Consider the following 11,486-nt stretch of genomic DNA (forward strand, 5'->3'; position numbering starts at 1 on the left):
TATGTAAAGACGGTAGATCTCTTAAATTAACTAGACTATATTTATCTGTGTTTTTATACAGTATTTTGTCGATCAATTAGGGTAAGGGAAATGCGATGTTAAAAGTGATTGCTGAAGATTTTATTAAAACAGAAGCGATAGAAATTGTTTTACCTCTTTATCGTGAGCTTGTTGAAGCGACTAAGAAAGAGCCTCTTTGCATTAGTTACAATCTATATGTTGATGAAAAAGATCCTGGTCACTTTGTTTTTATTGAACGGTGGCCTGATCATGCTGCACTTGATGTGCATTGTGCTAGTGAACATTTTCAGCGATTAGTTCCTATGATTAATGCATATACAAGAGCAGAGCCTAAATTTTTACTTATGGCAGATGCTTTTGATGAAAAACAAAAGTAATAAAACTTGGCTCATTTATGGTGAGTACATTAGATAATAAGAAGTAAAACAAGAGAGAAGGTGATGTTAGCGAAGTATATATCTCAAATTGTAAACCAAGAAGATAGCTATCAAATTTTAAGCACCCAGAATTTTTTAGATAACTTAACAGAAATAACCAGAGCAACCCATACTTGGTTATTTCCTGATGGTGTCATTTTGAAATGTACAGAAGAGATAGAAACAGAACACTATGATAATGACGCTCAATGTCCTGAACATTGGATCACTTGGGAAATTGTCGAATCTAATAACAAAGCTATCTCTCCTTGTAGAAAAGAATTTTTTAATTTATGTCAGCAAAGTTTTTGGTTAAAAATGCAACTTGCTAATAATGGATAAAAGAGAAAACCACTTTATAAGTGTTTTTTTTATACGTATTAAAATTAATAAAATAACTTATTTCTATACTATTTTAAATTTTAGATTAAATATTCATTAACATTTTATAGACTAAGATAAGTATATTTTACTTAGTGCATTTTTTTATCTTAATGATTAAGAATAAATAGAACGACAATAGTGGTTTAAATATAATTAAAATTGATAAAAATTAAGATCAGTCTTTTTTTTCATAACGTTATAGCCTTAATATTTCCTTAATAATAGCAAAAAATAAGGTGAGTTTGTTGTTGAGGGAAATGGTGTTTTAATTATAACTTTAATCATAAGATTTTCTTTATAAAATATTAATAGTAACGTATTATTTATAAATAAATTTTATTGAGTGCAGCACTCAATTTAACAAGAGAGCTAAATTCTAATTTAGTTCCATTTGTCTATCCTTTTGCTTTTATATAGAGAATAAAGATGAATCGTAATTTATTTATTTCAGCTTCACTATTAGCTATTTCTACACTTTCTTTTAATGCACAAGCAGCATTAGATAATACTTTATCAGTAGGTTATGCTCAAAGCTCAATTAAAGTGGGTGGTGATAAAATCGACGATAATCCTAAAGGGATTAACTTTAAATATAATCATGAGTTTGATAATGATTGGGGTGTTATTGGATCACTGACGTACACAAAATTAACTTATAATTATTATAGTCGTTGGGGAAAAATTGGTTCAACTGAAATTGATTATGTTTCATTAACTGCTGGGCCTAGCTATCGTTTTAATGACTATTTTAGTGCGTATGGTTTGATTGGTCTTGGTCATGCTAGCCAAGAAGATAAATATTATTATGGTAATGACGAATACAGCAAAACGTCTATGGCTTATGGATTAGGTTTACAAATTAATCCAATCCCAAACGTGGCAATTGATGCATCTTATGAATATTCAAAATTTGATAATGCAAAATTTGGCACTTGGGTATTAGGTGTTGGTTATCGTTTCTAATATTAAGCTAATAAATAATTTTTTTAAGAGGTCACGTTATGTGACCTTTTTTATTTTTCTCTAAAATATAAATTAAATAATATTAAAATAAATCATTTTATTTGATTTTATAATTTGTTTTTATCCTATTATTAAAATAAATATCTTATTTATTTGCCTTTATTTGAATAGTTCTCTTTATTATTCTTTCATTAAAGTTAAATTATTTATCTAAATTTCACTTTGATTTATTATTCTAAGTGGAAACAGTGCTTTTATAGTGTTGAATTAATTGCAATTTAAACTATTTTATCTTGCTGTTTCTCATTTTATTAACTAAAGATAATATTGAGATATATAATGAAAAATAAACTATTGTTACCAATTGCAGCAATCTCTTTATCAATAACGACATTTAATGCATCTGCCACATTGAAAAATACATTATCTATAGGCTATGCACAAACCCAGATAAAAATAGATGGTGATAAGGTAGATGAAGATCCAAAAGGGTTTAATATTAAGTATGATCGCAAGATAGATAATGGTTTTGGTATTATAGGTTCATTTGTTTATAATAATAAAAAATATAATTGCCATGATGAGGATGGTAAAAGTACAGGGCATAGTGATGTAAATTATTATTTATTCTCAGGTGGGCCAAGTTATCGCTTTAATGAGTATGTTAATGCGTATGGTTTAATCGGCACCAGTGTTTTTAATGTTAATTATAAAGATATTTCCGAAGAGCATCGTGAAAACAAAGTATCTATAAGTTATGGATTAGGTTTACAAATCAATCCAATTCCAAATGTGGCCATTGATGCATCTTATGAGTATTCAAAAATAGATGATGTAAAATTTGGTACTTGGGTATTAGGTGTTGGTTATCGTTTCTAGTATTAAGCTAATAAATAATCTTTTTAAGAGGTCACGTTATGTGGCCTTTTTTGTTTTTCAGTAAGCCAAATTTTTAAAGTGAGGCGATAGAATCTTTATCTAAAGAAGATAATGTAAAATACCTCATTAATATTAAATTTCATTTTAGTGATCTGCTTCATACTATTTTTTTAAAACTTTTTTAATTAAATTTTGATTTTTTATTATCCGCAAGGCAATCGTTAACTCTGTTTTTTATTATAGTTAAATTTATTATCTGGTTTATGTGGGCTTTACTTATTTTTTATATCTTTCAGGTTGTTTTGTTATTCCAAATAAGAATAAAAATATAGATATTCTTTTTCTGATTTTAACTATAAAAAGCTAATAGTTATCTTTTAGTGATTTATCTTCAGTCGAAAGTATTTATTTACAAGAGCTATATTCAAAACTGCTTCGCTTAAACTATTGAGGTTCTATCTATGTTTAGAAAATCATTGATCGTATTAGCCCTCGCACCTTTTTTTGCACAAGCAGCTTCAGTAGATAATAACGATGACCTTGAGATGCCAATGTCTGCTGCAAGTGTATCGACACCTATTGTTGAGCAATATGGTGGCGTCAAAATAGGTTCTGGTTTTATCGATACTTCAGTAAATAACAACTCAATTATTATTGGTAATACGGCGGATGATGAAGATATTCCGATCGAAAATCCCAATAAATTCTTACCTAAAAATGGACCTAAACCTCCTGTTGCAAAATATAACTCTGATATTGCAATTGGCAATAGTGCCTATGCTGATAGCGATGGAAATGGTCAACAAGGCGCACCTGCAATTGCTTTTGGTAATGCAGCAGTAGCTAAAGGTGAAGGCTCTGTTGCTTTTGGATCTAAGGCAGTTTCAGATGGTTTAGGTGGTATAGCAATTGGTGATGCTGCAAAACAAAGCAATGGCGGCATAAGTATTGGTAGTAATGCTAATGCTGGTAAAGGAGAAGATCTATTCGGTGGTGGATGGTTAATTAACCACAGTGTTGCCATTGGTACTGATGCAAGAGTTGTTAATGATGCTAAAGATTCGATTGCGTTAGGCGCCAATTCAGTTGCAGGTAAAATGTCTGAAAACAAAGCTTTATTTTTGAAAGATGACGATAGGGCAGGCCAAAATATTGGTGAGCTATCAATAGGGCAAAAAGCAGCAAGTTCAGATTTTGATGAAAGAGACACTTATCGCCGTATAACCAATGTTGCCGGTGGTGCTGAAGATACAGATGCAGTCAATATCGCTCAGTTAAAAGCAGTTAATGACACGGCAGTTGATGCGAAAGCAACCGCAAATGAAGCTAAAACTACAGCAACTGATGCAAAAGCAACCGCAGATGAAGCTAAAACTACAGCAACTACAGCTCAGGCAACGGCTGATGAAGCCAAAACTAAAGCAATAACAGCACAAGCAACGGCTGATGAAGCTAAAACCACCGCCAATACAGCGTTAACAACAGCAACGGATGCAAAAACCACCGCCAATACAGCATTAACAACAGCAACGGATGCAAAAACCACCGCCAATACAGCACTAACAACGGCAACGGATGCAAAAAACACCGCCAATACAGCGTTAACAACAGCAACGGATGCAAAAAATACAGCGAATACGGCGTTAACAACAGCAACAGACGCTAAAAATACAGCGAATACGGCGTTAACAACAGCAACAGACGCTAAAAATACAGCGAATACAGCGTTAACAACAGCAACGGATGCAAAAACCACAGCCACTACGGCGTTAACAACGGCAACGGATGCAAAAAATACAGCCAATACAGCGCTCACTTCAGTGAATGAAGTAAAAACAACCGTAAATGAAGTGAAAGTCACCGCGGATACAGCATTAACAACGGCAACAGATGCAAAAACCACCGCTAATACGGCGCTTACTTCAGTAACTGAATTAAAAACAACCGTAAATGAAGTAAAGATCACGGCGGATACAGCGTTAACCAATTCAACAGATGCAAAAACGACAGCTAATACTGCATTAACAAATGCAAATGAGGCTAAAACAACGGCAGGAACGGCACTAACGACCGCTAATAAGGCTCAAGATAGTGCAAATAAGGCACAAACAAGTGCAGATAAAGCACAAGTGAGTGCTGATAATGCAAACAAAACGGCTGTTGATGCGAAATCTATTGCTAATACAGCAAATACTACGGCTAATAATGCGTACTACACTTCTAATATTGCAAATAATACTGCTAATATCGCGAATAACACGGCAAATATTGCGAACAAAACTGCAAATAATGCATGGAATTTAGCGAACCATAATAGTGCCCGTATTGATAGATTAGAAAGCCGTATGAATGATTTTGATGATAAAATGAAACGTGGATTTGCTATGTCAGCGGCAACTGCTAACTTATTCCAACCTTATAGTGTAGGAAAGTTTAACGTCAGTGCAGCCATTGGTGGATATAATTCTGAAAATGCGATAGCGGTGGGTAGCGGTTATCGTTTTAACGAGAATATTGCAGCTAAAGCCAGTGTTTCGACATCAACATCAAATTCAAATGATTTAATGTATGGAGCTGGTGTCAATTTTGAGTGGTAATTTAGCTTGATGCATTGATTAAAAAGGTTGGCGAGATATTTGCCAACCTTTTTTATTTAATATAAATGTAAATACTTATCGCTATATTTTTGATTTGATCTTATCAAAACTTATTTAATATACACAATATGTGTGTTTTTTATTCGACTGGCTTGACTGTCAATAAAAGATCTTTAAGATGCCATATTTTATGGAGGGGAACGAATGCTAACTATAATAAAAGCAGAGCCTTTGCACTATGATGAAATGATTGCAGTTTGGGAATCGTCAGTCAGAGCTACACATACATTTCTATCTGAAGATATCATCTTGTCGCTTAAAAAAGATATTGTAGAACAGTATTTTCCTATGCTTAATACCTATATTGCGATAGACGGTAATAATGTTATTCACGGGATCTTAGGTACAGCAGAAAATAAGTTAGAAATGCTTTTTGTAGATGCAAATTCTAGAGGGCATGGGTGTGGTAAATTGCTGACAACTTTCGCGATAAATACCCTGCATGTTGATAAATTAGATGTAAATGAACAGAATCCTCAAGCAATTGGCTTTTATTTTTATATTGGGTTTGAGCAAATAGGGCGTTCTGAATTAGATGGGCAAGGCAATCCTTTCCCGTTGCTACATTTAAAATTAAATAAAAATAAGTATAAATACTAAATAAAGAAATATTAAAGATGCAAAATAGGGAGAAAAGTAAAAAAACTCTCTATTTATCTTATATAAATAATAAATATCCACTTAAATTTGATTTATATCGTAATAATTTCCCTGCTTTAATGAAATAATTTTTTCATAATTAAATAAATTTAACACAATAGTGGCATGGTTATGAAAAAAAACTTAATTGTTATTTTATCTTTATTTTTATCGTTATCTTTACTGCCTGCTTGTTCTGAATCACAAGAAAATAAAGTTATTGAATATTGTATGGATACATTAAATGTCTATAGTAATGTGAGTAAAGATCAATGTTTGTGTTTTTATAATGAAGCGAGTGGTAAATTTTCTTCAACTGAAATAGATAGAATGGTCAAATCACCACCCATAAAGCAAGACAGCACACTCACAAGAGAAGGCACAATGTTTTTAACTATTGCTCATTCATCTAAATGCTTTGAGTAGCAGTTATTAAACTTAATAAGTGACTATAATCTAATAAAGAATAAATAGTAAATTAAGTTACTTATACCGAAGATCATTGCCTCAAAAAGCAAATACCACAAAATTGATAAACCGATCTCTTTAAATTGAATATATTATCACTGTTTTTATATACAGTTAATCGTGGGTTTATCTTTATTGTGAATTGTGAGGAAATTATGTCAAAGCTCCGCTTATCTTACCCAAAACTCAGTCCTAAAGCTTATGCTGGTTTAATTCAATGTAAAACCGCGCTAGAAGATAGTTCATTGGATATAACATTGATTGAGCTTGTCTATTTAAGAGTGTCTCAAATTAATGGCTGCGCTTTTTGTTTGGAGATGCATAATAACTCATTGCGTAATCATGGTGTTGCTCAAAATAAGTTAGATGCACTTAATGGTTGGCAAGTGAGTGAACGTTTTACTGATAAAGAGCAAGCTGCATTATTATGGGCAGAGGCAGTCAGTAATATTTCACCAAAAAGCACAGATGATAATATTTATCAGCAGGTTAAAGCGTATTTTACAGATACAGAAATGAGTGATCTGACATTGGCAATTGGGTTAATGAATGCCTTTAATCGTATTGCTGTGAGTTTGCGTCAGTAATGAGTACTATCTACACAAATTATATATCATTAAATAATGATAAAGAGAAAAGCGCTGATGGAGCGCTTTTAATTTTTTAGGCTGAATTTTTACCAAAGATATTGCATAAAGGGTAAATAAGAAAAAATTAAAGCAATAAGTATAAATAAGATACGAAATAACGTTTTTTGTGTTTTTATTGTGGCGTAAAGCATTACGATAATAATAGCTACGCAGATATACCAGTAAAATGCACCAAAGAAAGCTAAGGTAAAGATAGCATCAATGATAAAGTTACTTTCACTCATTTTATTTCTCTCTGAAATAAAAAATCACCCGCTAAAATATAAGCAGGTGAAGATAAAAGTGATTATGATTTCCAAATAATATGGAACATAGGTTGTAACGGATCTCGACTAATTAGGACTCGACCAAAAATATCATCTATATCGGATTCATCGTCTGGAGCGAGGCCAATAATCACTTCGCTAAAACGGGCAGATGTGACAGGCAGACCAACAATAAATTGCCAATCATTACCTAATGGAACCACTTCAGCTGCGCCTCTTTCTTCAAATTGTAGGTTAAACAATAATTGGTCTGCAACATCCAAATTGTCCGCTGCTTGGGCTAAAAATAGATCATAAGCTTGTTCTAAAGCATCGTCTTCACTGATTAAGGTCGGTTCATTCATGGTAATGCCTGTCTATTGTTCCAATAATTATCGCGTTATTTGTATCGCATTTTTACTAATTTAGCACGGTTATCTGTTGCTAGTTTTTAGTAGTCTTTTGATTATAACATTTCTGTTATAGCAGAGGACTAAAGAAATAACAGATACGCTCTAATACACGATTTAAAAATGGTCGTTTTTCCCATTCATCCATAGTTAATTCTGTCGAACGGGCAATATAATCGTATTGGACAATGCTTAAATCACTACCAAAGCCTTCATCATCAATGACAACAGTAATTTCAAAGTTTAACCATAAGCTACGCATATCAAGGTTAACTGAACCTACCATGCTGAGCTGCCCATCAACCATCACGCTTTTGGTATGTAATAAACCATCTTCAAACTGAAAGACTTTTACACCTGCTTCGAGCATTTCTGTAAAAAATGCACGGCTTGCCCAACGTACAAGGAATGAATCATTGCTACGAGGAACGATAATACTCACATTAACACCTCGCATTGCAGCGGTTGAGATTGCATGGGCAAGATCATCGCTAGGTACAAAATAAGGTGTTGTCAGTACTAATTCTTTTCTTGCAGAGTAAATGGCTGTAATAAGTGATTGTTGAATTAGCTCATCAGGAAAACCTGGTCCTGAGGCGATGACTTGTGTTGTATGACCGCTTTCTTGTTCACAAGGCATAATATTATCATCAGGAGGAGGTGGTAAATGGCGTTCACCGGTTTCCATTTCCCAGTCAAAGGCATAAATCATACCTAATGTGGTCGAGACAGGGCCTTCCATTCTGACCATAATATCAATCCATTGACCTACACCGGAATCTTGCTTGAAATAACGAGGATCAACCATATTCATACTTCCTGTGTAGGAAATATAATTATCAATTAATACGATTTTTCGATGTTGGCGCAAATCCATGCGACGTAAGAAGAAACGGAATAAATTAACATGCAGTGATTCAACAAATTCAATACCGGCGGCTCTCATTACATCTGGGCCTTTAGTACGGAAGAAATTCCAACTACCTGCAGAGTCAACCATGACTCGGCATTTTACACCACGTTTAGCGGCTCTAATTAAGGCGTCGGTTACTTCATCGACTAAACCACCTGATTGCCAAATATAGAAAACCATTTCAATATTGTCACGGGCATTATTAATATCGCGTGTAATTGAATTGAGCGAATCTTCACAGGTGGTTAAAAGTTCAATCTTGTTACCTTTAACACCTTTAATACCTTGACGTTTAGCCGTTAATTGGAAAAGAGGCGTTGCAACATCGCTCGTGCTTGTCGCAAAGATATGCTTACATTTTCTCAAGTCTTCAAGCCACGCAACAACAGAAGGCCACATCTGCTTAGCATGTTCAACACGTCGCTTTCCTAGGTGTAATTCACCAAAAGCAAAATACGCAATAACCCCGACTAATGGCAGGATGTAGATGATCAATAGCCATGTCATTGTTGATGTAACAGGTCGTCGGTGCATTAAGACACGAAATGTGACCCCCGCAATTAATAGCCAATAGAAGAAAAAGGTTAGCCAACTTAATACAGTATAAAATGTTGTCATAGTAGAGCTATTTTCCGTTGAAAATGAATTGCATGGATAAGCTAAAGGCAATTTACTAAAAATAGTTCATTATTTTTGTTATTTGCCGAATGTTGTTATTAAATCAGGATTATTATCTCTGTCAAATCTCTTTCTTAAAAGATAAGCATTAAATAAGCAATAAGATACAACTCTTTATTCATTTTTTCTTTGTGAGAAATGCTCAAATAATGGATGAAATTCAAGCAAATCATAAATCACCTCTTGGATCACAAAATGAACGTCTTATAATAGTCCACTTATTCGAAAAAATAGGTGCTGATAGCATGAGACACAGTAGGACTGAAGTAGCTCGTTGGCGTATGATGAGACAAGCTATACGTAAACGACGTCGATGGTTAGAAGGGCAATCTCGTCGTAATTTCCGAATTTATAAACTACGTAAACTTGATACTTCTAGAAAACATAGAGCACTTTTATTTGTACAACACATAGAATGGAACTCATAATTTCACTTTTTAGCGGCTAATATCAATCATTTTACTAAACGTTATTGAATATGATTGCTATTTGCATTTAAACTAGGGGCATATTTTTTCTTTAGGTGAAATAAGATCAGTTATGCGTTGGAAGCTTTGGGTACTCATATCACTTTGTCTACATGCCTCACTTGTTGCGGCTGCGATGTTATATGTTGTAGAAGATAAGCCAGTTACACCTGAGCCTATCTCTATACAGATGTTGGCATTTGCAGCAGATGAGCCTGCTGGCGAACCAGAACCTGTGGTTGAAGAAGTTACTCCTCCAGAACCTGAGCCGGTTGTTGAGCCTGAACCCGAGCCAGAACCTATTCCTGATGTAAAACCTATTATTGAAAAACCAATAGAGAAAAAACCAGAACCAAAACCGAAACCTAAGCCCAAACCTGTGGACAAACCGAAACCACCTGTTGAGCGACCACAACCTTTAGTTGTTAATAAAGGTAATGATCTCAAAAATCTCAACCCGACGGCAAAGCCAAGTGATAAAGGCGATGAAAAACCGGTTGCAGTGGCAAGCAGTGGTGAAGGTAAAGTACCTAATGCTGTACGCCAAGGTTTACCTATATACCCACCACGCGCACGAGCTGTGGGGATGGAAGGTTCAATTAAAGTTCGTTTTGATGTTGATGCTGATGGAAGAGTTGATAATGTAGAAATTATTTCTGCTGATCCCAAAAACGTGTTTGAGCGCGAAGTAAAAAGAGCAATGCGCCAATGGCGTTATGAAAAAATTCCTTATAAAGGAAAAGTGGTTCTGATTGAATTCAAAATGACAGGGATCTCAGCAAGCTAATTTTTATCAATTAGGCAGTTAAACAAAGCGATATCACAATTTGATACCAGATAAATAAAAGGCACTTATTAAAGTGCCTTTTTTAGTTTCAATTTTTAATGCTTTCACGCTATTCGTCGTAATCAAATTGTCGTAATGGTGTTTTATTCCATTGTACTTGTTAGCGTGAAGTGAGCTTTACCTTCAGGCAAGCGACGCGCAGAATTGTTCTCATCAACGGCAACGTAGGTAAATACTGCCTCTGTTGCACGATAACGTTGACCAACAGGCTCTGTGGCGACTTTCTTAACCCAGACTTCAATATTCACAGTAATTGAAGAGTTACCTGTTTTTAAGCAACGCGCATAGCAACAAACGACATCGCCAACAGCAACAGGTTTAAGAAAGGTAATGCCCGTTACGCTTACAGTAACGACACGACCTAAAGCAATTTCTTTCGCTAAAATTGCACCACCGATGTCCATTTGAGACATTAACCAGCCACCGAAAATATCACCATTGGCGTTAGTATCAGCAGGCATGGCAAGGGTACGTAAAACGAGCTCACCATTAGGTAAAGATTGTTGTTCAGTCATGGGATATAAAGTATCTGTAAATAATGTTGAAACTTACTCGTCATACTTTAAGCTGTAGCGTTGTTGACTGCACTCATTCGCACTAGTCACATACTTATGTATGCTCCTAGCGACTCATTCGCTTGCCGCCTAGCTACAACTTAAATTATTTAGAGTACCTACTAGCCATACTCAAACAAGAGTATCTACTGGCTATACTCAAATAAGAGTATCTACTAGCCATACTCAAACAAGAGTATCTACTGGCTATACTCAAGTAAGAGTATCTACTGGCCATACTCAAATAAGAGTATCTACTGGTTATACTCAAATAAGAGTATCTACTGGTTATACT

14 protein-coding genes are annotated in these 11,486 nt (G+C 34.5%); 10 read left to right on the forward strand and 4 right to left on the reverse strand.

What is annotated here, in order from left to right:
• Positions 1-95 precede the first annotated feature (95 nt).
• From ABN236_RS03550 to ABN236_RS03585, 8 genes are all read left to right on the forward strand, one after another.
• Positions 96-398 carry a putative quinol monooxygenase gene (locus ABN236_RS03550; protein ID WP_349473380.1) on the forward strand — a complete coding sequence of 101 codons (303 nt, stop codon included), beginning with the start codon at positions 96-98 and terminating at the stop codon, positions 396-398.
• A gap of 63 nt (positions 399-461) precedes the next feature.
• Positions 462-779, forward strand: a complete 318-nt coding sequence (locus tag ABN236_RS03555) for a hypothetical protein (RefSeq protein WP_349473381.1) — start codon at positions 462-464, stop codon at positions 777-779.
• A gap of 468 nt (positions 780-1,247) precedes the next feature.
• The gene (locus ABN236_RS03560; protein WP_349473382.1) at positions 1,248-1,784 is read left to right on the forward strand and encodes an Ail/Lom family outer membrane beta-barrel protein; all 537 of its coding nucleotides are present in this window, start codon (positions 1,248-1,250) and stop codon (positions 1,782-1,784) included.
• A 339-nt stretch (positions 1,785-2,123) separates the two neighbouring features.
• On the forward strand, positions 2,124-2,663 hold the full coding sequence (locus tag ABN236_RS03565) for an Ail/Lom family outer membrane beta-barrel protein (RefSeq protein ID WP_349473383.1): 540 nt from the start codon (positions 2,124-2,126) through the stop codon (positions 2,661-2,663).
• Between the two features lie 461 nt (positions 2,664-3,124).
• Positions 3,125-5,260 carry an alanine-zipper protein gene (locus ABN236_RS03570; protein WP_349473384.1) on the forward strand — a complete coding sequence of 712 codons (2,136 nt, stop codon included), beginning with the start codon at positions 3,125-3,127 and terminating at the stop codon, positions 5,258-5,260.
• A 204-nt stretch (positions 5,261-5,464) separates the two neighbouring features.
• Positions 5,465-5,920 (forward strand): GNAT family N-acetyltransferase, encoded by a 456-nt coding sequence (locus tag ABN236_RS03575; RefSeq protein ID WP_349473385.1) that lies wholly within the window; start codon positions 5,465-5,467, stop codon positions 5,918-5,920.
• Between the two features lie 171 nt (positions 5,921-6,091).
• Positions 6,092-6,385 carry a hypothetical protein gene (locus tag ABN236_RS03580; protein ID WP_270753076.1) on the forward strand — a complete coding sequence of 98 codons (294 nt, stop codon included), beginning with the start codon at positions 6,092-6,094 and terminating at the stop codon, positions 6,383-6,385.
• A 197-nt stretch (positions 6,386-6,582) separates the two neighbouring features.
• A complete protein-coding gene (locus ABN236_RS03585; protein ID WP_349473386.1) occupies positions 6,583-7,014 on the forward strand; it encodes a carboxymuconolactone decarboxylase family protein in 432 nt (143 codons plus the stop codon).
• An 89-nt stretch (positions 7,015-7,103) separates the two neighbouring features.
• Here ABN236_RS03585 and ABN236_RS03590 read toward each other — a convergent pair whose 3' ends face one another.
• The 3 genes from ABN236_RS03590 to cls all read right to left on the reverse strand — a co-directional run bounded on the left by ABN236_RS03590 (position 7,104) and on the right by cls (position 9,263).
• The gene (locus ABN236_RS03590; protein ID WP_088495717.1) at positions 7,104-7,301 is read right to left on the reverse strand and encodes a hypothetical protein; all 198 of its coding nucleotides are present in this window, start codon (positions 7,299-7,301) and stop codon (positions 7,104-7,106) included.
• A gap of 62 nt (positions 7,302-7,363) precedes the next feature.
• Entirely contained in the window at positions 7,364-7,693 is a 330-nt protein-coding gene (locus ABN236_RS03595; protein ID WP_370992865.1) for an HI1450 family dsDNA-mimic protein, read from the reverse strand.
• A gap of 109 nt (positions 7,694-7,802) precedes the next feature.
• The gene (gene cls / locus ABN236_RS03600; protein ID WP_349473387.1) at positions 7,803-9,263 is read right to left on the reverse strand and encodes a cardiolipin synthase; all 1,461 of its coding nucleotides are present in this window, start codon (positions 9,261-9,263) and stop codon (positions 7,803-7,805) included.
• A 305-nt stretch (positions 9,264-9,568) separates the two neighbouring features.
• Here cls and ABN236_RS03605 point away from each other — a divergent pair, with 305 nt between their 5' ends.
• Both ABN236_RS03605 and tonB read left to right on the forward strand, forming a co-directional pair.
• Positions 9,569-9,751, forward strand: a complete 183-nt coding sequence (locus ABN236_RS03605) for a YciY family protein (protein ID WP_036913581.1) — start codon at positions 9,569-9,571, stop codon at positions 9,749-9,751.
• Positions 9,752-9,863: 112 nt separating this feature from the next.
• On the forward strand, positions 9,864-10,577 hold the full coding sequence (gene tonB / locus ABN236_RS03610; protein WP_349473388.1) for a TonB system transport protein TonB: 714 nt from the start codon (positions 9,864-9,866) through the stop codon (positions 10,575-10,577).
• Between the two features lie 143 nt (positions 10,578-10,720).
• On the opposite strand, the gene yciA is transcribed toward tonB, so the two are convergent.
• Entirely contained in the window at positions 10,721-11,152 is a 432-nt protein-coding gene (gene yciA / locus ABN236_RS03615; RefSeq protein ID WP_006536988.1) for an acyl-CoA thioester hydrolase YciA, read from the reverse strand.
• Between the last annotated feature and the right edge of the window lie 334 nt (positions 11,153-11,486).

The organism is Proteus sp. fly-1013, assembly GCF_040140245.1.
Lineage (GTDB): Bacteria > Pseudomonadota > Gammaproteobacteria > Enterobacterales > Enterobacteriaceae > Proteus > Proteus mirabilis_B.